The organism is Sedimentisphaera cyanobacteriorum, assembly GCF_001997385.1.
Lineage (GTDB): Bacteria > Planctomycetota > Phycisphaerae > Sedimentisphaerales > Sedimentisphaeraceae > Sedimentisphaera > Sedimentisphaera cyanobacteriorum.
Genome location: NZ_CP019633.1, coordinates 78,272 through 104,095, shown reverse-complemented (window position 1 = coordinate 104,095; position 25,824 = coordinate 78,272). Strand labels below are relative to the sequence as shown.

Genomic DNA, 25,824 nt, shown 5'->3' with positions numbered 1-25,824 from the left:
CTGAAACTAAAAAGGCGCAGCAGCTTTGCCGCGCCTTGCGATATTTACTTTAAACTTTTGGGTTATTGCCCAAATAACCTGTTTCCGGAAGCTCGCCGCAGAGCGGATAGGCATATTCCTTGAACGCAGGAGTTACGCCGTTGCCTTCGTCATTGATGTATTCTTCCGGCAGGTCTTTTGTAAACTCAGCAACATTGCTCAGCTCTGTTCTCTCGAACTTAACGCCGTAGTTCTCGCCGCTGCCGGTGCGCTTCATAATAGCAGAGCCGCTTGGGTATTCCATGCTGAATTCTACAGCCTTGCGGCCTGTCTCGCGGGCCTCTGATACGTCTGTGGAGCTCTGAAGCCCTGCGAAAGACCTCTGGAGATAGCCGAATGTATCAGCGCGAACACGCTTGATACCTGTGCCCCCTTTGATCTTGCCTGCGAGGAAGTCTGCAAGGGCTCCGGTACCTGAGAGCTGAACGTTTCCGTGCGAATCAACTTCCGCATTCTCAGCGAGCTTTTTCGCCCATGTAGTTCCGTCGGTATCTTTAATGCCCTCGCTCACAGCCACAACGCAGCGTCCAAGCTTATTGTAAACGCCCTTGATATCCTCAACCATCTTCTCGATTGAAACAGGACGCTCGGGAACGTACACAAGGTGAGGCCCGTCGTCTTCACGCCTCTGGCCGAGGGTGGAAGCGGCGGTGAGCCAGCCTGCATCACGCCCCATAATCACATCAATCTTTACGCCGGGAAGTGCTCTGTTGTCCAGATCGTCTCCCATCAGAGCGCAGGCAACAAACTTCGCAGCTGTTCCGTAGCCCGGGCAGTGGTCTGTGGTTCTAAGGTCGTTGTCGATCGTCTTTGGCACATGGAAGGCACGCATATTGTAGCCGGCAGCTTCTGCCTGCTCGTTGATTATTTTGCAGGTGTTGGCAGAGTCGTTCCCGCCGATATAGTAGAAGTATGCGGCGTTTCTCTTCTTGCATATCTCAAGGATTTCCCTGCAGTATGCCTCATCGGGCTTATCGCGGCTTGAACCGAGGGCTGATGAGGGAGTAGAGGCAACGATGTCCAGAGTTTTGTAGTCTATCTCGGTTAGATCAACAAACTCATCCTTAACGATCCCTTCTACCGCATGCACTGCGCCGTAGATCTTTTCGATTTTTTCGCTCTTCTGAGCTGCCTCGATAACACCCACAAGAGAGGCGTTTATCACGCCTGTAGGACCGCCGGACTGGCTTACTATTGCATTTCCTTTTGGAGCTTCTGACATTTGTATATACCTTCCTGAATATAGTCGTTAATAATTTAAGAAACTGTAATCCGAAAACCTCCGCAGAGGACAACCAAAGGATTATACAAAATCTTGCCCAGCTGAAAAGCCCTTTTCAATTTCCGACAAATTCCGGGACGTTAATAGTATTTTTTGTCTGCGGGTTTTGTTGGCAATTAGAGGCAAACCTGCGTGTTCTCCCCGTCTGCGAAGCGGAGAGGATATAATCCACTGATTGCACAGATTTTTGTGGCAAGTGACGAAATCATTACCGACCATCACGGACTTCCACAAATGCGCACTATTTTCCCAAGTGTTTGTCCGTGAGAGTCTGTTTTCCGCAGCGATAAGATCCCCCGTACTACAGCGGTGTTCGCCGTGGCGGACCCGCTAGGCATTCTTTTAGAAAAGATTTTTTGCTTACCGCCGGCTCTTCACGTTTCGCTATCCTAGCGGGGAGATTGCGCTCCTCCGCTGTACGACGCTGCATTATTAAGCAGCGAACCGCTGGCTCTGTCCGTAAATGCTGCGGACAGCATATAGTAGATACTGGTTGTCCGCCTATTTCTCCGCCTGCAGCGAATTTGAATAGACAAACCCAAAGAGTTCAACAGCGGCAAAACTGGCTCAAGGGCTACTTAAGAGATGAAGGCTATGAAAAATTACCATTCATAGGTTCTTTACTTGGATTTTAATTCTTCTCCATTCTGCCTCTTGCCCACTTGAATTTGACACTTTGCAGCTTTGCGGATTTATGAGAGAAAAACGCTGGCTTATTATCACATACTATAAATTGATGCTGCGAAATTCTAAGATTTATTAGAAAAGGTTTCCGAACCGCTCTATCTCAGCTATGGAAATCTTCACAAACTGCTCAGGCCTTGATTATATCGATAATCTTATCCAAATCATTCGGCACTTCCACCGGCGGATTGCTCAGCACGCCCTCCCGCTTAGTATGGTAGTTTACGGTAAGGTCAGGGTCTTTAAGGGCGTGTCCTGTTAGCACGCAGGCCACCTTCTCGCCCGGGTCGATTGTCCCGTCCTGCACGAGCCTTCTTAGCCCAGCAACAGACGCGGCAGATGCAGGCTCGCAGCCGAGGCCGTATTTGCCCACCATCGCCTTGGCATCTTTAATCTCCTCATCAGGCAGGTCTATAACGAGCCCGTCGCAAATCTCTATTGACCTGAGGCATTTCTTGAGATTTACCGGCCTTGAGATTTCAATAGCTGAAGCGATAGTATGCGGCGAGAATTTCTTCGCAGTAAAATCAGCGTAGAGCGAGTTGATTTCTTTGCTTTCCACCCATCCGCTGTTCCATTTGAGCCCCCTTTGGTTCACCAGATAGGAGAGGGTGTCTGCCCCGCATGCATTAATGATTGCAAGGCAGGGGATCCTGTCTATCAGGCCGAGGTCTTTGAGCTCTTTGAATGCCTTCCCGAATGAGCTGGAGTTGCCCAGGTTTCCGCCCGGAACGATGATCCAGTCGGGCACCTGCCAGTTCAGCGATTCGATAATCCGGTACATAATCGTTTTCTGACCTTCGAGGCGGAAGGGGTTGAGCGAATTGAGCAGGTATATGTTCAGCTTCGAGCATACATCCTGCACCTGCTTCATGCAGTCGTCGAAATCGCCGGCAATCTGGATTGTCTGGGCGCCGTAGTCCATCGCCTGGCTTAGCTTTCCGAAGGCAATTCGTCCCTGACCGATGAAAACCGTGCATTTCATCCCGCAGCTGTGGGCATACAGGGATACCGCTGCGCTTGTATTTCCCGTTGATGCGCAGGCGCAGCTTTTCGCACCAACGAGGCTCGCATGGCTGAAGGCAGCTGTCATTCCGTTATCCTTGAAAGACCCGGAAGGGTTAAGCCCCTCGTACTGAAGATGAACGTTTCCCTTGTCCATCCCCAGCTCTTTTGCGATAAAATCGTTCTGCTGGAGGATTGTCTGGCCTTCGCCTATCGTAACTTTATGCTCGTCTTCGCAGAAGTTCAAGAGCTCGCGGAAACGCCATACGCCGGAGAAATCAAGACGCTGATTGCGATTTGCCCAGCGCTTAGAGAAATCTTCCATCTTCTCAGGCAGCTTAGCCTTAGACCAGTCGTACTGTATGTCCAGTAGATCGCCGCACTTGGGACACTTGAATATCGCTTCGGTGCGGTCGAATTCTGCCCCGCAGTCCGGGTTTATACATTTTTGATAAGCTGTAATTGCCATTTTTGCTCCTGTTGGCTCATTTATGGGTGAAACGGTAATCTGTATTTAGCATTCAGATTCCGAATTATATTTTTTACGGGCTGAAAGTACATAAAAATTCGAATAACAATTTACCGAAGAGCCGTTTTTTTCCAAAGATGACGCAGATTGTTTTATGAATGTAAATCGTTTCTATAAAATATCTTACAAAATCCTTCACGGGCTTGGTGTCCTTCGCGGTTTTAAAATGAATTATCCACCGCGAATAAACCATCTTAGCGGAAATTAGTGAAAATTAGTCGTTGGTCAAATTCCTTAGCGCATCTTAGCGCTGCTCAGTGGCTGAAATATCTCAGCGCTGCTCAGCGGCTGAAAATCCCGTCTAAAAAATCTCCCTTCCTTTCTCTCTCCCCTGCTGCGGAGATTAGCTGCAAAAAAAGGACGCAGAGAATATTCCCTGCGTCCTTGAGTGTTTAGTAAAGTGTAATCAGATTAGTAAAGCGGTTCAGGCCACAGCTCAGTTTTCAGCCATTCGCCTGCCATCAGTGCATAATCTGAAAGGTTTATCTCGCCGCTGTCATCAACATCAGCGCTGTTGTCCGCAAGCGGAATCGTCATGCTTGGAACGTCGGCAAGATAGAGGATTTCCGCTGGAGCAAGGGCATAGTCGTAAACCTGCACCTCGTCCATATCGCCTTCCATCCGACCCCAGCCGGTGGCCTCTCTAACGCCTCCGAGACTGGCATTCACAATCTCGCTGCCGATAATCTCAATATCAGCATTGTAGTTGGTTTCAACGGGCAGACCATCCATATAGATTGTTGCCCTGGATGCACCAGCATCTTTAACGAATGCGTAGTGAACCCATCTCTGATCAGCATCTGAAGGATAGTACTCATTAACACCATCAAGCTCTTTATCTCCAGAGCCGGAGAAAAATCTGATTGATTTTTCTGGAGTTAGGTTAATTCTGGCAGATTCATCTCTCCACTGGATTCTATAGATTCTCATTACATCTTGGTACGCACCAGTATCCGGAATCTTGAGCCACATTGAAATCGTAACCTGATCAGTAAGACTGCTGAAGGCCTCTCCCGGAGCAAGGAAGTGGAAGTTCCCGTCGAAGTCTGCATAGCCGCTTCCGTTATACCCGCCTGATGACTGAACTACTGCAGTATCTCCCGTTGTCGGGTAGGCGTCGTAACCGTTTCCTGAGATGTCGAAGATTGTGTTCGGATCGGTTATGCCGTTGAAGTCGTAGTGGACGAGTTTGTGAGCCTGATCGGGCTCTTCAGCGGTAAGCGTCTGGTCTGAATCCAGCCACTGGCCTGCCATATAGAGCATATCAGCCTCATCTACTGTGCAGTCGTGGTTGAAGTCTGCTGTCTGGAGGAATGAATCTGGCGTGCCGTCTCCTGTGGAGTCCCAAATGCATCTCGGCGCAAATATACTAACATTATCAATCAGTACCATTCCGCTGCCTGCGGGGGCTGAGGCTGTTTCTTCGCCTATCTGGATATGAACCTTCTTCACCTGCGTAAGGTCAGCGCCCTGCGAGGAGGCATCTGCGAGGTCTGCATTGAATCTGAAGCCTGAATCCCAGTTCGCAATAGGCCCGAAAGCAATATCCTCAGCGTCGCCTGCATAGCTGAGCTTTGCCTGATTGCCCATATCATCTTCTACGATAAGATAAATCGGCTCAACGTCGTTATCTTCAGTTCCCTTGAAATTGAACCCAATCGCCTGGATTTCCTCTCTTGTAAAATCCTGAACTGTTTCAAACGTTCTTGTTATCAGTGAGTAGTATGGGGCCTCGTCGTTGTTGTAGTACACCGGCATCATCTGGCCGTTTCCAGAGCCGCTCTGTTCCACATAAGGTGATTCAGCGTATCCTACCTGAGAGCCTGTTCCGTTGCCCGGGACAATATCAGGAGTTGAATAGCCAACCCCATCGTTCCATACTTCGAATACCCTGCTGCCTTCATCGCCTGTATAATCCTCGAAATCATCAATCATAAACTGATTCTGCGGGGTGAAAGACCATACATCGCCAGTCCAGATCTCTGTGCCGTCTGCGCTTACTTCATCTACGCGCCAGTAGTGCGGGATTCCCATGATGTAGTCAACGGCGATTTCGTTCGGGTCTATCCTGCCGAGGTAGAGATCGGAGCTTGTATCTGCCGCCTCTACGTCCGCCTCGTTATAGCCGAAGTAAACATCGTGCTTATCTGCCTCGGTCCCGGCAGTCCAGTCGAGCATATCGCGGTCGTAATCCACTCCCGCTGAATTGTCTGCGGGAATCGGATTGTTCGCCACAGTTAGCTCCAAGCTGGCAGTAACGACTGTTTCGTTATTCTCTTCGTCATACTCAGCTGCAATCCCGAAATCCTGCTTGGTGGAAACAATCTTGCCGCTGGTTACGTAATCGCCAACCTGTGTAACTTGATTGCCGTCAAGAATCAGAGTTCCATCGGAGATATTAACCACTGTAGGCTCTGTTGAGCTCTGGCCTACAATATCAATCTCTCCAGCGATAACTGTCCCGCCGTCGAGATTGAGAACGCCTGACCCGTCGCCGTACATGCCCATCGCAAGCTTTGAACCTACATCAATCAGCCCGCCTGTAATGTTTACAGTACCTTTCTGGCTGCTGCCTATAGTAAACCAGCCGCCGGTGGAAATTGTTCCGCCGCTCATATTGAGCGTTGCTTCCATCCCGCTCTTGTTATCTTTAGACATTACGAATTTATTGCTGACTTGAAGGCTTCCGCCTGTTACGTTCATCTCGAAAACCACGTCCTCAGTGGCTTTCCCGAGATAAACCTCAGCAACCTCAGTATCCACAGTTTCATCCATCTCCATCAGCGAACTCCACTCGTAGTCAAAGTAGAGGATATCTCCCAGTCCGGGAGGTATGCCGGCATAGTCTCCATCCCAATAATTGTCGGGATCGCTGATAAGATTGTTGTTCGGGTCGCCGCCGCTCCAGTAGTAATCGCTTGCTACTGCCGTACCGGCGGTAAAGATTAATAATGCGAATAAAACGAATACTAATTTTTTCATAGTACGCCTCCGATTAAACTAAAAAATTAAACATTAATATCACTACAGATTTGATTGTACAGCCTTGCAAAGCAAATCCCAAGGCAAAAACACCGCCAAAATTCACAAATTTCCCACCGATTTGTAAACTCAGCTCTTGCCCTATACAAACTGAACTAGCTCTGTGCAGGCCGGCTTAGTAAAGCAAAATCAAATTAAGCTCTGCGTTTCTTCCTGAAAGCAAAAAGACCAGCAGAAAGAAATGCGAGAGTTGCAGGTTCCGGAGCAGTTACAAGTGTCTGATCTAAATTGGAATCATAGCTTGCAGTTACATCATAGGAAGTAGTGGAAACTATTTTTCCTGCACTGACAAAGCTTAAAACATCCGATACTTGATCGCCTTTAAGTTTTAGAGTCCCATAAGATATATTAATCTTTGTAGGCTCTGTTGCGCTTTGGCCTATTATATCAATCTGCTCGGCACTAACTGTCCCGCCGTCGAGATTGAGAACGGCTGACCCGTCGCCGTACATACCCATCGCAAGCTTTGTGCCAACATCAATCAGCCCGCCTGTCATATTCACAGTGCCTTTCTTCATGGTTCCGATGTTAAACCAGCTTCCGGTGGAAATCGTTCCGCCGCTCATATTAAGAACACCTTCAACACCGTTATTATTTTGTTTTGCAATAAAGAACATGTCAGTTACAGAAATAGAGCCGCCTGACATGTCAAGCTGACACAAACCGTTATTTTCTTTGGCAATAGTAAATTCTTTTACTTCAAAATCTGTAACTGTTTCATCGCAAACAGCATAAAAACCTGGTCTTCCAATAAAAACCAAGTCATCCTGTCCCGGCGCAGGTTCAGAGCCCCAATAATTGTCTGGATTGCTGATCAGATCGTCGTCTGGGTCTGCTCCGCTCCAGTAATAATCAAGCGCCAACGCTTTTCCTGCTGCAAAAATCGAAACCAGCATTAAAATAAATACTATTTTTTTCATAGTACGCCTCCGATTAAACTAAAAAATTAAACATTAATATCACTACAGATTTGATTGTACAGCCTTGCAAAGCAAATCCCAAGGCAAAAACACCGCCAAAATTCACAAATTTCCCACCGATTTGTAAACTACCCGGTTCTTTCGGAACGCAGATTTTTGCGGTACTGTGTTGGTGAAATTCCCTTCTGCTTTTTGAAATACCTCGAAACATGGTCAGGGTCTGGGAAGTGCATTTTGTATGAGATTTCAGAAATGGTGAGATTTGTTTCAATAAGCAGCTCGCATATCTTTCTGATCCTGCATCTTCTGATATAATCGTGTACAGAGCATCTCAGGTGCCTTTTGAATTTGTTGTATAGAAACTGCCTCGAGCAGCATACTGCCTCGCATACATCTTCGGTTTGTATTGGCAGCAGAACATTGTCTCTAATAAATCGAAGCGCCTTAGCCACGTTTTCCTCGCGCACAGCGATAAAGTCTGTTGACTGTCTTACGGCTATTTTGCCCGGGTCTATGATGATTGTCTGCGGGGGGCATTTCTCGCCGTTCATTAATTTGCCGAGGAGTCTGGCGGCCTCAAACCCGCCGTCTCGGGTTTTTAGATTAACGCTTGAGAGGGTGGGGTTCATAAAGTCGCAAATCAAATCATCGTTATCCACGCCGAGCACCGAAACTTCATCGGGAACTTTGATATCAAGACGCCTGCACGCCTCTATAACGTGTTTGCCTGATAAATCGCTTGCGGTAAAAATGCCTACCGGCTTTGGTATGGAAATGAGCCATTCTTCCAAACCCGGGCGGAAAGGCTCTTTCATTGTGTATTTGCCGGCAGGTTCGTAAAAGAAGCTCCTGAGCATCTTACCCTGATTTTCAACCTCCTCGCTGAAAAATTCAAACCTCGCTTTGCACCAGTCGAAACCTTTCAGGCCAACGTATCCGAAGAATGAATGTCCGTAGCTTGTGAGGTGTTTGAAGGCTTCTTTTGCTACCGCCTGATTGTTTACCTGGATTAAATAATCGCCTTTGGCAAAGGTTCTCGAGGCGGAAGCGAGAATTACAGGCACTCCAAAATCAGGAAGCGAATCGAGATAAACAGATTCCACCATAATTATCCCGCTCACTCCCTCAGCGGACTGAGAGACATATTCAACAAAAGCATCTCTCTTCAGCTCGGTGGCGATTTCGGCATCGATAATCTTGAAGTTGAGATTTTTTACCATCCTGCCGTAGCTGCTTATTCCCTTGAGCAGCTCTCGGCCGTTGCTTTTTGTCCTGTCTATTACTAAAAGTATTGATCGGCGATTAAGCAAAGCTTTCACCTGAGAATTTCAAACATTGCGAAGCTGTACGGTTTCATTACCGCCTTAATTGTGCCTTCTTTTGCAGAAGATATTTTCAAAGGTGAAATAATATTATCATTTTCTGTTTCAAGAGGTGCTGCAATTTTTGCGGAAACCTCCAGGTTTCCCGCCCCTTCAATCTCAATTTCAGCCTGTCTTTCAAGCTCTGATTTATTGAGGGTAAAAACGTAAATCTTCCCGCTGGCCTCATCCATCGCTGCTGCTGAGGGGAGCGTAAAATCTTCAGGCTCTGATTCAATCAGCGTTTTGCCCATAACATTAGACAAAAGCCTGAAAACGTAGTACACGGGCTGGGGATTATCTTTGCCTTCGAAAAGATTCCTCCCGCTAAACCTGGCGTTCGGTCTGTTAGGGGTGTCTATAGGCCACATGCATGCGATATCGAGCCCGCCGTTTATGAACTGCATCATAATCTCTGCCTGCATCAGGCAGCATTGCCTTGCAGTTAGGTCCTCACCTTTGTCTTTAGGGCCTACGTTCCATTCCAGAGAAGAGAATTTAATGTCTCTGCCCAGAGTCTTTGCTCTCTTGCGGAAGATTTCTATAGTTTTCTCGTAGGACGGGGCATTCGGATGCCACTCATTTTTCTGACTCATCGGCTTCTGTGAAAGCCAGCTCTTCCAGCTCGCCTTGCCCCAGTTCCAGTACCAATGCACGTCCACAACATCCACAAGCTCGCCGGAGTGTTCAATGATTTTTTTGATATGATTCCAGCCGGAGTTTTTGAAAACGCCTTTCTGCCAGTTGATGATAATCTGAATATCAGGGTCTATGCGTTTCATTCGGGAGGCAAAATTCTTTACTATCCTTGCATACTGCTCTGCAGAAATTGAAATCCGCGAGCTCTCGTGATAGGGCTCATTGCCGATATACCAGTATTTAACGCCGTAATCGTTTTCCTTGCAGTATCGCACGAACTCCATCGCCTCGCGGAGAGAATCAGCATTTCGATTGAAAACCAGTCCGGAATCGATATTCACGCCCACCATCTTCTCGCAGCCTATCTTTTCGCAAAGCTCGATATAATCATCAACAGTGAGGTAGTTGTCGTTCTCGGGGGCGAGTTCGGGGTCTAAATCGGGATTGTTTTTCCATGCATCATGCCAGCCGTCATAGGTTGGAAGCTTCCAGTGGAAGTAATCGCTTACCTCGCCTCCAGGGTATCGGAGAACGCCGGTATTGAGATCTTCGAAGAGCTCAATGTTGTTCCCGTAATACCAGAAATCCTTCGGATTCCAGCAGTATATCGCATTGAAACCCATCAGCTCTTTGCTGATCTGCCCCTGTTTGACCTCGGGGCTTACCTTCAGGGATACACTTTCCGCAACCGCTGAGTCTGCGGCAAGCGAGAAAGCCGTTAAAACAGTTAAAAACCTTACAATAGCCATTTTAAACTCAATAAAACTAATATAAATTCGCAAAACGCACATAAAACTTATAGCTTTTGAAAGTTATATGTCAATAGGGTTAATGTCAGAAGGGAGTTAAATTTATACTGTTTTTTGTTCGGGGCGAAAAAAAACTCAAACATCAAATCCGTATATTTAATCCGCAGCGAAGGATTTTATTGCGCAGATTTTGTGTTTTTTTACCATGAAAGGCACGAAAAACACGAAGAGGATATGGTTTCAATTTATTTTTTATCCACAGATGACGCAGATGACACAGATTTTATTTGGATTATACCACGAAAAAACGATATTTTATTGGAATTAGTGAAGATTAGTGGCGAGTGGCGAGTGGCGAGTGGCGAGCGGCGAGTGGCGAGTGGCGAGTGGCGAGTGGCAAAATCATAAGCGAAAAATCTTTTCTAAAAGAATGCCTGGCGGGTCCGCCACGGCGAACACCGCTGTAATATGAAGAGTCTATTCGTTGTGTCGGCTTAGCGGGCGGCTTGTGCCGCACCGCTGTAATATAAAAAATCATCCCGCAACGCAATAAGCCGGCGGCATACAGCGGAGGAGCGCAAGCTCCCCGCTAGGATAGCGAAACGTGAAGAGCCGGCGGTAAGCGGAAAAATCTTTTCTAAAAGAATGCCTAGCGGGTCCGCCACGGCGAACTCCGCTGTAGTACGGGGAATGTTAAACAGCGCACATATTTTTAAGAATGTAAGAGCTTGCTGTAAAACAATTTACAAAAAATCTTCGCGCCTTTCGCGGTTTAAACCAATCCCATGTATTTTAAAACCAAATCCCGCGCAGCTTAAACCAAATCATATCGCAATCGATAGTGCTTTAGTAGAATGTCAATCAGCTGTCCTCTTGCAGAGGGGGCCTGCCAAGGAGTATTGCTGCACCGAGGCACTGCACTAATCGATTTTGCTTGACTGAAAGCCCGAAAAACTTACTCTTCTATAGTATAGGCCGGCGCTGAAATCAGCCGGCTTCGATATGAACACTTATCGCATCGAAAGGAAAAAATGAGCCTATTTTCTGATTTGGATTTCGTGAAGGAAAACTATCCGCTCGCCGGCCATACTTGGTACGGCGTGGGCGGGAATGCCGAATATTTCGCTCCGGTTCAAAATATCAATGAGCTTCGCAGGGCGATAACAAGGGCAAGTCAGCAAAATCTGGATATAAAAGTCCTCGGACAGGGCTCGAATGTTCTGGTTCGGGAAGAGGGCGTAAAGGGGCTTGTAGTAAAGCTTGAGGGAGATTTCAGCAAGTTCGAATTCCGCGGCGGTGCAATCATCGCAGGCAGCGGGGTTAATCTGGGCAAGCTGGTTCTTGAATCGGTTCGTGAAGGTCTTGCGGGTCTTGAATCGCTCACAGGCATCCCGGGGAGTCTCGGGGGCGCAGTGAAGATGAACGCAGGAGGGCGTTTCGGAGAGATCGGGACATCTGTTGAATCTGTAGAGCTTATAGATATGCAGGGCAGCACCTTCAGTAAACACAAGCCGGAACTTGTATTCTCATACAGGCAGAACAACATATACGAATCAATTATCACCTCTGTGGAGCTCTCGCTTACCCCTGCCGATTCGGAAATGCTGCTCAAACGGGTGCAGGAGATATGGATCTACAAGAAGAATCATCAGCCTGTAAACCGCCGGACAGCAGGCTGCGTTTTCAGGAATGTATCAGGCCGCTCGGCAGGCGAGATTATAGAGAGCTGCGGGCTTAAGGGAGCAGAAAACGGAAAAGCCAAGCTCAGCGAGAAACACTGCAATATAATCATCGCAGAAGAAGGCTGCACAAGCTCGGATATCATCGGGCTTATCGAAAAAATCAGGGAAAAGGTTCGGGAGCTTGCCGATATTGATCTGCAGCTGGAAATTGATATGTGGTGATTGGCTCGTAACAGCGGGCATAATGCTTTATATGTTCGTTGTCGGGGCGTGCGCAGGCAGTTTTCTGAACGTTGTAATACATCGGCTCCCCCGCGGGGTATTTCTCTCGGAGAGGCGGTCTTTCTGTACGAGCTGCGGTAAGTTTATTCCGCTCAGGGAGAATCTCCCGCTGATCTCGTGGTTTATGCTCAGGGGCAAATGCCGCGGCTGCGGGGCGAGAATCTCGCCGAGATACGTAATTATTGAATTTCTAACAGCAGCCTTTCTCGCCCTTCTGTACTACTTCTACTTCAGCGCAGGAACGATAAGCTTTTCGAATTCACAAACGAATTTCGTAGATTTCTTCGCAGGCGGATGGTGGCTGTATTTATCGCATGCGGTTTTGTTCTGCTGCTTGATAGCTGCCTCAGCGATTGATCTGGAGATGTATCTGATACCTATGTCGCTGTGCATTTTCGCCGCAATCTTCGGGCTTCTCACAGCAGCTGCAGCCCCGTTTTTTATCGATTACTGGCAAATAACAGAGTTTCAGATTTTTCCGTATTCCTCTCTGCGTTTTTCCGGCCTCATCGCTGGAGGCGGCGCGGGGATTTTAGCCGCTAATATACTGCTGGATGCGGGAATTATCAAACCGAGCTACGAAGGCCTCGAGCTGGAAGCAGAACCGGCCGAGACGCAGGAGAATATATCCGAAAACCCGGGCTTCAACGACCGCAGAGAGGTTTTGAAGGAATTTGTATTTCTTATTCCCATAGTTTTGTTTGCGTTGGCCGGGTGGAAACTGCTTACCCCGCTTCAAAGCTGGCAGAATCTCGCTGCCAACCCGCATTTATCCTGCCTTCTGGGTGCAGCCGGCGGGTATCTTACAGGTGCGGGGATCGTCTGGCTCACCCGAATCCTCGGCACTCTTGCCTTCGGAAGAGAAGCAATGGGGCTTGGAGACGTTCATCTGATGGGGGCGATAGGCGTTTTCTGCGGAGCGCTTCCTTCGATAATAATTTTCTTTGCGGCACCGTTTTTCGGGCTTGCCTTCACCGTGATTCAGCTTATAACGAAAAAAAATAAGGAAATTCCTTACGGGCCGTTCTTGTCTTTGGCGGCGGTTTTTGTTATTATTTTCCGTGAAGCCGTTTTTGAATGGCTTTCAAATACAATGGGGTTTGCCGGCTGAAGCGTGATTTCGGTTGAGAAACCCTTCGGACGGCAAATAGAAAAAAAGTTTCTTTTACAGGAGTTAAAATGAAATCAGCATTATTAAAGTTATCTGTGCTCGCAGTTGCAGCGATGGTTCTTTCAGGCTGCACCGATTGGAAGAAGAAGTATGAAGGATTGAATGTGCAGTATGAAAATCTTCAGGGAAGATACGACAACTGTATGTCTTCGCTGGATGAGGCATCCGCAGCGAAAAGCTCACTGTCCAGCGAGCTTCAGAGCAAGGAAAATGAGATTGCAGAGCTGCAATCCAAGATTGAAGACCTCAACCAGACGCCCGAAGATGCAACAGGCTTCGGCGAGGATTATGATGTGGAGTTTGATGCCGACAAGGGCACAATCACAGTAACTCTGCAGAATACGATCCTCTTCGCCCCGGGCAAGGCCTCGCTCAAAAGCACACGCAATGCCGACCTTAACCACATATATTCGGTAATACAGAGCGAATATGCGGGCAAGGAGATTGATGTTGTAGGCCATACAGACTCAGACCCAATCAGGAAATCAGACTGGGACGACAACTGGGAGCTTTCCGCCCAGAGAGCCCTTTCTGTGCTGAGGTATCTCACCGATCAGGGGATTCCGGATTCCAAGATCCGTGCAGTTGCCTGCGGGGAGAGCAGGCCTGTGGCCTCAAACGCTACATCCTCAGGAAAACAGAAAAACAGGCGTGTTGAGATTGTCGTGAATATGAAATAGCAAGCTTCAAAGCAGTAATGTTTTAGCGGGGAATCTCTTAGAGTTCCCCGCTTTTTTTTTGCTGCAGGTTTGGCAGGCTGCCTCGATCCGTTTTTAGTTCAGCCGTGGAAAATTCCCATTTATTACGGCCTGAGGGCTCAGCGTTTGAGGTAATTTTCGTAAACCTTCGGGAGCCTGCCATTTCGGGGAATGCTGCGGCAGATGCTCCGGCTTGTCTCTGGGTCTGCCGGAAGCTCACTGCCGGCGGCGGGCAAAATGCCCTTCCCCGCTGCCTCTTTCATAAAACAGCCCCTTCTGGGCAGAGGGAAAAACTGCTCCATATCCTTCCATATATCGCTGAGCGGCCTTTCTAAAGCATTTCCAAACGAGAGCGGGGTGAGATCGCACGGGTTTACATTTCCAGCCGAATCAATGAACAGGTGGTGATAGCCTGCGCCGCAGCCGAACATCTCATCGGATTCGAGATGCGAGAAACTGCAAACCGCAAGGCCGGATTTGCGCTTGTTCCAGCGTTTCTGGAAATCCGCCATCTCTCTTGATTCTTCCTCCGAGAGGATAATCGAATCATCTCCGCATATACCGCCTGTTGGGATTGGCTCAAGTATGCGGAGCTCCATCGCGCCGAGGCTCTCGCACATGCGGGCAATTTTTTCAATTTCACCTGAGCGGATTTTTTCTCTGAATGCCATTGTGGATGCGGCGGCATACAGCCCTGCCTGTTTTGCGGTTTTGATACCTTCAGCGGCCTGCGGAAAAGAATCCTCGCTGCCCCGAAGCCGGTTGTGCTCTGCCCTGCTTGCTGATTCAATCCCCACCATAACACTGCTGAGCCCTGCGCTTTTGAGCTTTTCTGCAAGCTTTGGAGTTAGCCCCTGGGCAGTTGTAAACAGCACAGCAGATGCGTTTTTTGAGCCGGCTTCTATGAGTTCGGGCAAATCCTCCCTTAAAAGCGGCTCGCCTCCGGTAAACCCGATTACAGGGCAGCCCAGCGAATCGATCTGGGAGATTATATCGAGTGCCCGGGCGGTGGAGAGCTCTCCAGTCTGCCGGCCGGCATAGCTGCAGTGCGGGCAGGAATGCGGGCAGCGGGCTGTAACAGCGAAATAAGCAGAATACGGCGTTCTCGACCTCGCCAAAACCGAATCCATAAACCGCTCGAATGCGGGAGACGGGATAGGCGGGAAGAATGTGTTTATCCAGAGCTTCCCGCCGCAAAGGCGAGGGTTCTCACTGCCCAGCTTTCGGGCAAGGTAGAGAAGGTGCTTTGCCGGCAGCCTGCCTAGGCAGCGGAAGAAGTAATATGCGAGTACGGAAGCTGTTTTGATATTCATTACTGCTGACCCGAAGATTGGGCGTTTTTTATGGGCAGTTTTTGGAGGATGGCAATGCTTATCCCGCCGAGAACCAATCCGGCGTACGCCCCGAAAGTCGAGGCGATCATTATCGGGTAGGGCAGGTAGAAATCGTAAGCTGCAATAAGGATTAGATGCGCTGCTGAGGATGCCAGAAGGCCTGTTAGAGCTCCCGCTGCAGTTGCCCAGCCCATCAGCTTGAAGCCTTCGGGGGATTGCTGCTTCCATTTGCAGAGCAGGCCGGTGAAAATTACGCCGGCAGCAATCCCGGCTGCTGCGCCTGCGAGCCAGCCGATATTGTAATTCCTGTAATATTGAGAATAAAAAATCCCTTCTGCCAGAGCCGCAAAACCCGCTCCTGCCCCGCCCGAGAGAACGGTAATGAAAATCGCAAACCCCGCACGCCAGCGGAGAAAGATTGAGTGTTTGCGGATAAACGCCCCCGCAGCAGACAGGCAAATCAATCCCCCGATAATTGAAGATGCATAAGCGGGAGGCTCGGGGATATCCATCTTATCATCAACGCTCCAACGCAGATTCTCTGCGTATTTGGGGCGGAAAGTTTCAGTTTTTCCGCCGGCCAAAAATACTTTCACAAAATAAGAACCGCCTTCAGCATGGAAAAGCTCAAGGCCGCCGGAGCTGTTCCAGCCCTCTTTCACCGGAAAAACCAAAACCATATCATCAGGGGCATCTTCGCCAAGTGCGAGCGCTTTTTCATTTAATGCAAACGGGCAGCTCTCTTTGTCTCCTTTGCCGAATCCTTTAACATTATCCAAATAGGATTTTTCGCTTACTGAAGCCTTTATCTGATCGCACCATTTATCTGCGTCTGGGATTTGGCCGTTATTTCTCTCAGGGTAATCTAATACTACGCTGCCGATAAGAGGCATCATCGAAATTTCGCCTGATTGAAAAAATGATGCGTAATAAAAGCTTCCGCCCCATGCAGTTAATGCTGTAAGAATGATCAAAGCAGGAGTGGTTAAGCCCGGCAGAATGAATTCAGAGCTGAATATTGAACCGCCCTGCTTTTGAATTTGATTCTTTCTGAAAACAGCGAGCAGAAAAACCGCAGCTAATGATAAAAATGCCAACAGCCCAACAATCACGGAAGAAACAAAAATACCTGCCTCAGGCAGCAAAAAAGCCGGCAGAAATACAGCTAAAAACGGGCAAACTAAAATTAAAGCGTAAGAAAATCTATACCATATCTCAAGGGTCCTGCCTGTTTTCTCTTGAGGCTTAGCCGGCTGTTTTGGCGGGGCATCGGTAATCGGTTGATTATTTTCCTCATCACTCATATTGAATCCTTAAAACAAAATATTCTAACAGCGGAAATATCATAACACATTCCCGCCGGCCTGCAAGAAGCAGTAATTAAAAAAGCCCCCGCCAGCAGCGGCGAAGGGCTTAAATTTTCGTTTGAGCAGTGCTTTACTTTTCGGGCGTAAGAACGGCCTGCGAGCAGTTTACCATATCATACATCCTCGCAGCAGAGTTCACATCCTCCACGCTCACAGCCCTGATCTTCTCGATCTGCTCTTTTGTGGGGATGTATTTATCGAGATACACGCTATCGAATGCAACGCTGATGAGCCTGCCCATAGGCAGTTCGTTTTTCAGCGTAAGGGCGCTTAAGGCCTTGTGCTTTGCCTTATCGAGCTCTTCTTCTGTAACGCCTTGATCGCGCACATCTTCGAGCACCTTTTTTGCAGTCTGGATTGTCTTTTCGGAATTTTCCGGACTGCACTGGAAATAGCTGTAAAACGCACCGACGCCGTCCATATCCTCGTAGTGCATTGATGCAATCTCTGCGATTGCCGTATCCACGAGCTGCCAGTAAAACCGTGAGCCCTTTTCATCGCCGATAATCAGGCTCAGCAGGTTCATCGCATAATGTCTTTCGTCCTGCGCTGAAACTCCCGGGCTCACCATACATATATGCTCGCGGGAGAGGTTCTTCTTTGTGTAGATTTTGGTTTGTGCAGTACCTTCAGTGAAGCTGGTTTCTCGTTTCGTTTCCACCTTTTCCCAGTGTCCGCAGAGCTTTTCAATCTGCGCAGCGAAATTCTCCCAGTTGAAATTCCCGCAGCAGCAAACTGTAATGTTGGAGGGGCTGTATCTTCGGCGGAAGTATTCGAGCATCTGGTCTGCCTTGAGATTTCTGATTGATTCGCCCGTCCCGAGAATGCTGTTTCCGCAGGGGTGGCCTGAGAAGTGCAGCTCTTTTGCCTTGTCCACCACATCAAACTGCGGCATATCCTCATACATCGCAATCTCTTCGAGGATTACGTTTTTTTCCATATCGAAATCATCTTCCCGCAGTGAAGGACGCATAAGATCCGCCCAAATAGCGGTAACGTCTTCAAGGAATTCCGGAAGAACTCCCGCAAAGAAAACCGTATTCTCCTCGCTGGTAAAAGCGTTAAACTGTGCGCCTGTTCTGTCGAAGGCGGCATTCACTTCCAGCGCGTTCATATTCTCAGTGCCCTTAAACACCATATGCTCAAGGAAATGCGAAACCCCGCTGATTTCAGCTGTTTCATCACGTGAGCCGGTTTTAACGAAAAATCCAACGGCTGCCGAGAGTGAGCTGCTGGTGGTCTCGCCTACTATTTTGAGTCCGTTATCAAGGACTTTGCTCTTAAACTGCATGCTGCTACCTCAAATTTTCTTTGCTGCTTCGATTTCTTTCGGGCCGATGCTCACAATGCAGAATTCCTCAAAAGGATTTGAATCGAGGAATTCCTGAAGGCTGTCGAGAGTTACCGCTTCAATCCGCCTTTTGATTTCAGAAAGGCAGCGAACCTCGCCCAGGAGGTTATAGTCCCCGCCGATTGAAGATGCCCGAGACATCGAAGATTCGCTCCGCATTACGATTGTGCTTTTTAGCCCGGCCTTTGCACGGGCGAGCTCATCTTCGGACACTCCGTCTCTAAGCTTTTTGAATTCATCTATTACCACTTCGAGCGTTTCCTCTGCCTTGTCCGGCGTAGTGCCGGCGTAGCAGGAAATTCCCGCCTCGTCTTTCAGCGTATTGTAATTAGCTCCCACTGCATAGCACAGCCCGCGTTTCTCGCGAACTTCTGTAAAAAGCCTTGAGCTCATTCCGCCCGAAAGCACAGAGACCGCCACCTGCGCATCGAAGTATTTATCGCTGCGGATCGGGACGGTTTCGGTCATTAAGCCGATATGCACCTGCGAACCCTCGTGGGGCTCGTGCCAGTATCCTCTGCGCGGCTTTTCTGCTTTGAAGTGCGGGATGTTTTTATCTTCCGCCCCACCGAAAAGCTCCTCAAGCCGGCTGCAAACCTTATCAAAATCATAACTGCCCGCTACAGAGAATATCGTATCGGGCATACTGAAGTATTTATCGATCAGAGATGCTGTTTCTTCGCTTGTGAGCGAGTGGAGCGAGTCCATTGTGCCGAATGCATTCAGGCCGAGCGGTTCGGGGTAGAATTTTTCGCGGAGGTTTATCATTACCTTCTGCCTCGGGTTGTCATCGAGCCCCATAAACTCGCTCAGCGCAAGCTGCCTGCAGAGCTCAAACTGCTCGCTGCTTAGCTCGGGACGCTGGAGGATAGATGAATACAGCTCCAGCGCATCGAGAAGGCTGCCCGCCTCCATCGCTGCAGAAAAGCCCATCCGATAGCTGCCTACAGCGTTGCTTCGATGCAGGCCGAGCCCATCGAGACGGTCTGTGAGCTCTCTTCCGCTGAGACCCCCTGCCCCGCGCATTACCCAGTTTTTGAGTATCTTGCCCGATCCCTGGAGGTCTTTGCCTATGCGGGAAGTCCCGCAGGGAACGAGGAAATTAAATGCCGCCGAGCCAACCTCTTCCATAGGTTCGCCCAGTACGGTCATTCCGTTTTTCAAAATGTGTTTGTCTGTTTCTCTTTTCATATATCGCTTTCAAATTAAGCTGCGTCGGTATCTTCACTGTCGAACTTAACGGTAATCCGCTTGCTCACGCCCTGCTGCTGCATTGTAACGCCGAAGAGCTTGTCCGCAATGCTCATTGTCCGTTTTGCGTGTGTAACAATTATAAACTGCGAGTCTTTCTGGAACTCCTGAACGATCATATTGAAGCGTTCGTTGTTGGCCTCGTCCAGAGCTGCATCCACCTCATCGAGGAAACAGAACGGCGAGGGCTTAGTTTTGAAGATGGCAAAAAGAAGCGCTATAGCGGTCATTGTTTTCTCGCCTCCGCTTAGAAGGCTGATGGCCTTGGCGCCCTTGCCCGGGGGCTGGGCGATAATTTCGATGCCGCATTCGAGGATGTCGGGCTCGTCCTCATCGTCGAGATGGATATCGGCCTTTCCGCCTCCGAAGAGCTTTCGGAAGATCTCCTTGAAGTTCTCCCGCACCTTCTCGAATGTGTCCTGGAATTTCTCCCTGCTCTCCACGTTGATGCGGTTTATCAGCTCTGAGAGCTTGTTCTTGCTTTCGGTTAAGTCGTCTATCTGTTCGGAGAGGAATGCCTCGCGCTTTTCGAGCTCGTCCTGCTGGTCTATCGCATCGACGTTTACATTCCCGAGTCTGAAGATCTTTGCCTTCAATTCGGATATCTCCTGCTTGATTTCATCCCAGTTCACCTCAGACTCTTCAAACTGCTGATCCTGCTGTTGGGTGGTTATATCCGTCTCAAGTTCGTCTGCTGCCTTCTGGATCAGGTCTTCGATTTTTATCTTCGTTTCGCTGAGATCCAGATCGAGCTTATGGAGGCGGTTTTCGCCCTCAGCGTTAGACTCTTTCTTTTCCTTCAGGTCTTTTTCGGTTTCAGAGAGCTTCTCGAAGAGCTCTGATGCGTTCTTTCGCAGTTCAGAGGCCTCATCAGCGAGGTTTTCTTTTCGTGAATACAGCTCGCTGAGATCTGATTCGGCGTTCAGAACGGATTGAGTTGTGCTCTCGATTTGCTCATCTCCGCCTTCAATATCGCTTCGTACGGATTTGATATTCAGCTTAACGCTTTCAATCCTGCCCTTGAGCCCGCTGAGCTCCTGCTTAAGGGCATTACGCTTCACAGTATCCTGCCCTATATTGATCCTGAGATTAGTAACCTGCGAATTGAGCTCGTTTTTGTACTGCTGTTTCTCTTCGCTCTGGTTGCGGAGCTCTTCGAGCAGTGAATCGCTGGAGCTGGTCTGCTGCTCTATCTCTTTCAGGCTGGCTTCATTTTCCTCTTTCGCTTTCTCTGCCTCGCGGATTTTTTCGTCTATCCCCTCCAGTTCTCTCTGCGATTCTGGCAGATCGCGCTGGATATTTTCGATGGCCTGATCAACCAGCTGCATACTGGACTGAGCTTTGTAGCGGTCTGAGTTTGCCTGCTCTATCTCGCTTCCGATCTGCGAGGCTGTTTCCGAGAGCTCCTTATGCCGGCTGTTGTTCTCATCGATGCCGGCCTCTATCTCGCTGATGCTTTTCTGGACATCTTCAATCTTTGTATTCAGCTCGTTCATCCGGCTTTTTCTGGAGATAATCCCGAGATTCCCCGAGCCCCTGCCGAATTTTACTCTGCCTCCCGCCCCGACAATCTCGCCTGAAAGGGTTACAATCTGCTCGCCTTCTTTGAGCCCGCTTCTAAGCTGGAGGGCATTATCTATATCCTCCGCCACGATAAAGCTTGAGAAGAGCCTTTCTTTAAGCCCGCTGAACTTCTCGCTGCAGCGGACAAATTCCGAAAGCCTCCGATGCCTGCTTTGGCTTGCCGATTCTGCGGGGACCTGCCCGTTCTCAATTGCCCCAAGCCTGCCGGACTTATCGGCAAGCGGCTTCCAGTCTTTCACGAAGCTCTCGCAGTCTTCAACGATAAGCCAGTTTACCATCTCGCCCAGCCCCGCCTCTACAGCCACTGAATGCTTAACGTCCGATTCGAATATCTTCGAGGCCAGCCCGCAGATGTAGCTGTAGTTCTCCGGGGATTTCTCCACCTCATCCAGCAGTCTGCTTACAGACTTGCCCACACCCTCGTTGGATTTTTCGAGCTCATTGAGAAGCCTGTACTCCCTTTCCAATGCGCTTTTTTCCTGCTTCTCCGAAGCGGCATGGTTTACCTTCTCGCTTATCTCCTCGTTGAGCCGGGCTATCATATCCTTGTTTGCCTCAAGCCTGCCGCTAAGCTCTTCAAGGCGGGATTTAACCTCCTCAAGCTCTTTCTGCTTCTGCTTTTTATCCTGCTGAGATGATTCGAGCTGCGCCTGCTGAGAGCTGACACTCTTGGAAAGCCTTTCCTTCTCTATTCTCAGGTTTTCAGCCCTGTTCTGAGAGTTTTGTATTTCGTTCTTGATCTGGGTTGTCTTTCGCACAGCATCCAGAGCATTGGTCTTCTGGTCTTCTATGCGTGAATTGATGCTGGAAACATCAAGCTCGGCCTCGTTGAGAAGCTCCTGAAGCTCTGAGAGCTGGTCCTGCTTGCTCTGAGCCTGCGAGGCAACATCAGAAAGCTCATTCTCGCATCTGTACACCTCGGCCTCGAGCATAGTTTTTTGGTTATCGAGCTCTGAAATTTTCTTTGAGGCGTCGGTTTTTCTCTTGGAAAGCTCATCGAGCCTGTTCATCAGGAAATCCGCGCGCTGGCTGGTCTGCTCTATCCTGCCCTTAACGGCAATTATCTCGCCGTCTTTGCTGCTTATGGTATGCTCCTTCTCGCGGAGAGAATTCTGCAGCTCAGACTGTAAAGCCTCAAGCCTTGAGAGCTCCCTGAACACCTCCGCACAGCTTTCCTTCACGCCGGCAAGCTCGGTTTCGGTTTGAGCTTTTCTGCCCTCGAGCCTTTTGTATTCAGCAAGGTAATACTGCATGCGCAGCTTATCGAGCCTCTCCTTATACTCCACATAATTCCTCGCCTTGCCCGCCTGGAGCTTGACGCTCCTGAGCTGCTTTTGCACCTCGTTGTATATATCGGCTACCCTGAGCATACGCTCTTCTGTTTTTTCGAGCTTTCTCTGGGCTTCCTTCTTATGCGCCTTGAATTTGCTTATTCCCGCTGCCTCTTCGAAGATCATGCGGCGTTCTTTCTTTGATGCGCTGAGCAGCTGGCCAATCTGTCCCTGCTCGATAATCGAATAGGCGCTAACGCCCACGCCGGTATCCATAAACTGCTCGCGGATGTCCTTGAGCCGGCATGTTTTCCCGTTCATAAGGTATGTGCTGTCTCCGTCGCGGTAGAGCCGGCGGGTTATCTGCAGCTCGCTGCCTTCCCCGTCAACATCACCGAAGATCATCACAACCTCCGCCATGCCAGAGGCCTTGCGCTTGCTGCTGCCGCTGAAGATTACATCTGCCATCTGAGAGCTTCGAAGACTCTTCTTGCTCTGCTCGCCGAGAACCCATTTAACCGCATCAACCACGTTGCTCTTGCCGCAGCCGTTTGGGCCTACAATCCCCGTTATGCTGTCTTCAAAAGAGAATTCTGTCTTATCCGCGAAGCTTTTGAAGCCGTGAAGTATTATTTTATTAAGTCTCATATATCCCGAGGCTATTGATTGAGTTTTTCAATTCTATTCGATCTTTCCGGCATATCCGGAAGAGGGCCGAGCATAAGTTTTGATTTTATCGCTCCCTTTTTATCCAGCTCATTCAGCACGCGGACAACCTCTGTAAAATCAAGGCCGAGCCCGCTGCGCACCCCGCTGGATTTGACAGTTTTATCGCAAAGCCTGCTGATTAGGCTCTCAACGTTAAAATCTGCATAGATCGGCCCGATAACCCCCTTCTTATCAGGGTGCTGACGGAGCATCATAATCTGATCCTTGCCGGCCGGATTATCAAGCAGAAGATCGCCTTTATCCAGCGAGAGGAACACGTTCTGTCCGAGAAGAATGTCAATGCCGAAAAGAGCGATTCGGGGCTGATCCTTCCTTTTGATATAGATAAGAGGTTCGCTGTCTTGGGCGAGCATTGTGTCTATGCGGAAGCCGGCGGATGTAAGCTTGGGCATCACAGCAAGATCAGATGCCTCGCTGAGATACTTGTATGCCAGCAGTCTGGCCTGAAAATCATTATCCGAGAGGAATTCCCGCAAAAGCGATTTAACTGTAGGCGAAGCGCTTGATTCGCCAATCGCCTCAATCGCCTCATACTTATAAGGCGAGGGATTCATATTAGCCAGCTCCACTAACACTGACCCCGCATCCTCATAGCCCATATTGATAAGACATCTTGCCGCACGAAGACGAACAAGAGGCTTTTCGTGCTTGAGATAAGGAACTAATGTTTTTACCGCAGGCTTGCCGATTGCTTCAAGTCCGTATTCGATATCTCTGTTTCGAGGCTGGGTGAGATTTTTGGCTAGGATTTCTATTCTGGACTGCAAAGAGCTGTTATTTTCGTAGAGGTAAAGCGCTTCTACGAGGTTTGCAAATTTGCTGTAGTTTTGCTTGTAGCCTTTTGGGAGGTTCAGGTTTACAATCTGCGAGCTGCGAGCCTTGGCGGTTTTTTCGCCAAAACGCTCATTGATTCGGTCGCGTATTACAGCAGCGAGGCGGTAGTTGGGCTTTTTGAGCTCGATATAGAGCCTGTTGTTTTCCTGAAATCTGCCCCCGCCGATTACATAACCGCTTCGGAGATTCGGCTCTTGCCCGCCTGCGAAGTTTAAAAATACCGGCCCCTTGCCTTTTGCGAGAATCTTCGCCCCCTCTACTCCGAGTCTTGAGCGAGAGGTGAGATTGCAGGTGTAGAGGCTTCCGCCCTTGAGCGAAGTGGTTTGAGTGCTGGGGAGGGCTTCAACGAAAAGATCAAATTTCCGTCCCTGCCTCGCTCCTGCCGGGACGTAACCATAAACCCTGACAACTGCATTATCCTCATCACGAAGCATCCGCATCGCTTCAAGACGATTCGCATCGCCAAGCATCTGCTGGATGTATTTTATCATATACTCCCTCACCCGAGTAGGACATTCGGAAGACCCGTTCCCGTTGAGGTTTGCAATCAGCCCAAAACCTTCCACTGCTATCCCGTCCGGAGCGTAGAGATTGCAGAGGTTGCCTATTGTGCTGTTGAGCCGTAGAGGCGGTTTGTCCTGCTTCTCAGGCTTTTTAACCTTTGCCTGCTCTGAGCAGCCTGCCAGAAGTATTACCAGCGACAAGATAATAAAACAGCTTTTTTGTTTCATGGATAGATCCTCAAATAAATTCACCCCGCTTTGAACTTCTAACGGGACAATTTAGATGTTAAAGAATAAAGCATTGCCGTCAAGATAATAGCTTGCATGGCCAGAGGCGTTTGAGCCGGTTTTCTAAATACCCCAGAAAAAATTAAAAAAAACAAAAATTAAGCTTTAAATCACCTTCTGAATATGCTATCATCTTTATAAAATATTGAAATTCTTTTACTAATTGAAAGGTTTTTGAAATGAGAAGTATGTTGTTAGCAGTCTGCGGTTTGGCAGTTGCATTGGTATGTTCGTATTCCTATTCTGCTTATGAGCAGATAGATCTTGATCAGTTTGATAACGGTCAAGAGCTTACAGATCAGCTTTCTGGAATCACCTTTTCCGCTGACAATACTGGCGGCGGGCCTGATTCTGTGGCAATTTTTGATACTACTCTCACAGGCACGGCCGACCCCGATCTGGAAGGCCCTCCTAATACAGACTGGGAAGGCGGAAATCTATCTGATCTTCAAACATCAGTGGGGAATATCATAATCATTCAGGAAAACACTGATGGATACGACCCCGGCAATGGAGATACTATTTTTGACAACCCAGACGATGAAGGCGGAGGCGGCTCTATTTTTATCGACTACGGAAGCACTCTGATGAAAGGTTTCAAATTTGCCTTCGCAGATTCCGAAGAATACAGCTCTGGCGACAGCGTGTGTGTAGGAATTTCCTTCTACAGGGATTCCTTTTCAGATAACGATCTTGTTGCAGAGGTGCCTTTGGCAAACTATCTTGAACAGGGCAACTACTTCAAAGATACGTACAACTCCGATAATTCAATCGAATTTGAAGATCATTATGCCAATGAATTCGAAATAACCAGCGGAGACCTTGAGGATGCTTTTACAGGTGTTGCAGACGGGACATTCAACAAGATTAAAATCTGCCTCGACAATTCATCTGGCGGGTTCGGTATGCTCGAATATGAGCGGGTACCGGAACCAGTAACGTTTGCCCTTCTCGGAAGCGGACTGGTTATGATTGGCAGAAAAAAACGCTCTGAATAAGCCGAACGTTTGATCCGGCAATTATGCACACACCGGTTTGCCTGTGCATTGAGATGATGCTTTTGGTTTAAGAGAGAATCTGTCTGCCGGGGGTAAGCTGTGTTTGCGGCTGGAACAATTTGCCGAGAATTAATTTTTTACCAAGAAACTCACGAAAAACTCCAAGTTTTTGTAAATCCTTTTAAGACATAGCCTTAAATTCAATGAGAAGCAAATCCAGCTGCGGATTAA

Annotated in this window: 16 protein-coding genes; 4 read left to right on the top strand and 12 right to left on the bottom strand. The window is 48.7% G+C overall.

Annotated features, from left to right (window positions below):
- Window positions 1-49 precede the first annotated feature (49 nt).
- The 6 genes from L21SP3_RS00345 to L21SP3_RS00320 form a co-directional block, all read right to left on the bottom strand.
- Window positions 50-1,261 carry a 6-phosphofructokinase gene (locus tag L21SP3_RS00345; RefSeq protein ID WP_077538427.1) on the bottom strand — a complete coding sequence of 404 codons (1,212 nt, stop codon included), beginning with the start codon at window positions 1,259-1,261 and terminating at the stop codon, window positions 50-52.
- A gap of 874 nt (window positions 1,262-2,135) precedes the next feature.
- On the bottom strand, window positions 2,136-3,479 hold the full coding sequence (thrC, locus tag L21SP3_RS00340; protein ID WP_077538425.1) for a threonine synthase: 1,344 nt from the start codon (window positions 3,477-3,479) through the stop codon (window positions 2,136-2,138).
- A gap of 471 nt (window positions 3,480-3,950) precedes the next feature.
- The gene (locus tag L21SP3_RS00335; protein ID WP_077538424.1) at window positions 3,951-6,521 is read right to left on the bottom strand and encodes a LamG-like jellyroll fold domain-containing protein; all 2,571 of its coding nucleotides are present in this window, start codon (window positions 6,519-6,521) and stop codon (window positions 3,951-3,953) included.
- A 194-nt stretch (window positions 6,522-6,715) separates the two neighbouring features.
- The gene (locus tag L21SP3_RS00330; RefSeq protein WP_077538422.1) at window positions 6,716-7,501 is read right to left on the bottom strand and encodes a PEP-CTERM sorting domain-containing protein; all 786 of its coding nucleotides are present in this window, start codon (window positions 7,499-7,501) and stop codon (window positions 6,716-6,718) included.
- A 128-nt stretch (window positions 7,502-7,629) separates the two neighbouring features.
- Window positions 7,630-8,811: a substrate-binding domain-containing protein gene (locus L21SP3_RS00325; RefSeq protein WP_077538421.1), complete on the bottom strand. Its 1,182-nt coding sequence runs from the start codon at window positions 8,809-8,811 to the stop codon at window positions 7,630-7,632.
- A gap of 5 nt (window positions 8,812-8,816) precedes the next feature.
- Window positions 8,817-10,250: a hypothetical protein gene (locus tag L21SP3_RS00320; protein ID WP_161488016.1), complete on the bottom strand. Its 1,434-nt coding sequence runs from the start codon at window positions 10,248-10,250 to the stop codon at window positions 8,817-8,819.
- Window positions 10,251-11,281: 1,031 nt separating this feature from the next.
- Here L21SP3_RS00320 and murB point away from each other — a divergent pair.
- The 3 genes from murB (at window position 11,282) to L21SP3_RS00300 (ending at window position 14,065) form a co-directional block, all read left to right on the top strand.
- Complete coding sequence (murB, locus tag L21SP3_RS00310) at window positions 11,282-12,154, top strand: UDP-N-acetylmuramate dehydrogenase (protein ID WP_077538416.1); 873 nt, start codon at window positions 11,282-11,284, stop codon at window positions 12,152-12,154.
- A complete protein-coding gene (locus L21SP3_RS12275; protein WP_123785095.1) occupies window positions 12,141-13,325 on the top strand; it encodes a prepilin peptidase in 1,185 nt (394 codons plus the stop codon). Before murB ends, L21SP3_RS12275 begins: the two co-directional genes overlap by 14 nt.
- Before the next feature lie 68 nt (window positions 13,326-13,393).
- Entirely contained in the window at window positions 13,394-14,065 is a 672-nt protein-coding gene (locus L21SP3_RS00300; protein ID WP_077538413.1) for an OmpA/MotB family protein, read from the top strand.
- Window positions 14,066-14,202: 137 nt separating this feature from the next.
- Here the strand turns inward: L21SP3_RS00300 and L21SP3_RS00295 are convergent, their stop codons facing one another.
- From L21SP3_RS00295 to L21SP3_RS00275, 6 genes are all read right to left on the bottom strand, one after another.
- Window positions 14,203-15,396 (bottom strand): radical SAM/SPASM domain-containing protein, encoded by a 1,194-nt coding sequence (locus L21SP3_RS00295; protein WP_161488015.1) that lies wholly within the window; start codon window positions 15,394-15,396, stop codon window positions 14,203-14,205.
- Window positions 15,396-16,721: a hypothetical protein gene (locus tag L21SP3_RS11940; protein ID WP_161488014.1), complete on the bottom strand. Its 1,326-nt coding sequence runs from the start codon at window positions 16,719-16,721 to the stop codon at window positions 15,396-15,398. Before L21SP3_RS11940 ends, L21SP3_RS00295 begins: the two co-directional genes overlap by 1 nt.
- Window positions 16,722-16,854: 133 nt before the next feature.
- Window positions 16,855-18,075 (bottom strand): M16 family metallopeptidase, encoded by a 1,221-nt coding sequence (locus L21SP3_RS00290; RefSeq protein ID WP_077538410.1) that lies wholly within the window; start codon window positions 18,073-18,075, stop codon window positions 16,855-16,857.
- A gap of 9 nt (window positions 18,076-18,084) precedes the next feature.
- Window positions 18,085-19,326, bottom strand: a complete 1,242-nt coding sequence (locus L21SP3_RS00285) for a M16 family metallopeptidase (protein WP_077538408.1) — start codon at window positions 19,324-19,326, stop codon at window positions 18,085-18,087.
- A 14-nt stretch (window positions 19,327-19,340) separates the two neighbouring features.
- Window positions 19,341-22,889, bottom strand: a complete 3,549-nt coding sequence (gene smc, locus L21SP3_RS00280; protein ID WP_077538406.1) for a chromosome segregation protein SMC — start codon at window positions 22,887-22,889, stop codon at window positions 19,341-19,343.
- An 11-nt stretch (window positions 22,890-22,900) separates the two neighbouring features.
- Window positions 22,901-24,535 (bottom strand): flagellar basal body P-ring protein FlgI, encoded by a 1,635-nt coding sequence (locus tag L21SP3_RS00275; RefSeq protein ID WP_077538404.1) that lies wholly within the window; start codon window positions 24,533-24,535, stop codon window positions 22,901-22,903.
- 239 nt (window positions 24,536-24,774) lie between these two features.
- Between L21SP3_RS00275 and L21SP3_RS00270 the strand changes: the two genes are divergently transcribed.
- On the top strand, window positions 24,775-25,593 hold the full coding sequence (locus L21SP3_RS00270) for a PEP-CTERM sorting domain-containing protein (RefSeq protein ID WP_118084494.1): 819 nt from the start codon (window positions 24,775-24,777) through the stop codon (window positions 25,591-25,593).
- Window positions 25,594-25,824 lie beyond the last annotated feature (231 nt).

Bases quoted from the DNA above. Each gene is read 5' to 3' on its own strand.
- thrC (WP_077538425.1), bottom strand. From the start codon at position 3,479: ATGGCAATTACAGCTTATCAAAAATGTATAAACCCGGACTGCGGGGCA.
- L21SP3_RS00275 (WP_077538404.1), bottom strand. From the start codon at position 24,535: ATGAAACAAAAAAGCTGTTTTATTATCTTGTCGCTGGTAATACTTCTG.
- L21SP3_RS00270 (WP_118084494.1), top strand. From the start codon at position 24,775: ATGAGAAGTATGTTGTTAGCAGTCTGCGGTTTGGCAGTTGCATTGGTA.
- L21SP3_RS11940 (WP_161488014.1), bottom strand. From the start codon at position 16,721: ATGAGTGATGAGGAAAATAATCAACCGATTACCGATGCCCCGCCAAAA.
- L21SP3_RS00300 (WP_077538413.1), top strand. From the start codon at position 13,394: ATGAAATCAGCATTATTAAAGTTATCTGTGCTCGCAGTTGCAGCGATG.
- L21SP3_RS00335 (WP_077538424.1), bottom strand. From the start codon at position 6,521: ATGAAAAAATTAGTATTCGTTTTATTCGCATTATTAATCTTTACCGCC.
- murB (WP_077538416.1), top strand. From the start codon at position 11,282: ATGAGCCTATTTTCTGATTTGGATTTCGTGAAGGAAAACTATCCGCTC.
- L21SP3_RS00285 (WP_077538408.1), bottom strand. From the start codon at position 19,326: ATGAAAAGAGAAACAGACAAACACATTTTGAAAAACGGAATGACCGTA.
- L21SP3_RS00290 (WP_077538410.1), bottom strand. From the start codon at position 18,075: ATGCAGTTTAAGAGCAAAGTCCTTGATAACGGACTCAAAATAGTAGGC.
- L21SP3_RS00320 (WP_161488016.1), bottom strand. From the start codon at position 10,250: ATGGCTATTGTAAGGTTTTTAACTGTTTTAACGGCTTTCTCGCTTGCC.
- L21SP3_RS00295 (WP_161488015.1), bottom strand. From the start codon at position 15,396: ATGAATATCAAAACAGCTTCCGTACTCGCATATTACTTCTTCCGCTGC.
- L21SP3_RS00345 (WP_077538427.1), bottom strand. From the start codon at position 1,261: ATGTCAGAAGCTCCAAAAGGAAATGCAATAGTAAGCCAGTCCGGCGGT.
- smc (WP_077538406.1), bottom strand. From the start codon at position 22,889: ATGAGACTTAATAAAATAATACTTCACGGCTTCAAAAGCTTCGCGGAT.
- L21SP3_RS00330 (WP_077538422.1), bottom strand. From the start codon at position 7,501: ATGAAAAAAATAGTATTTATTTTAATGCTGGTTTCGATTTTTGCAGCA.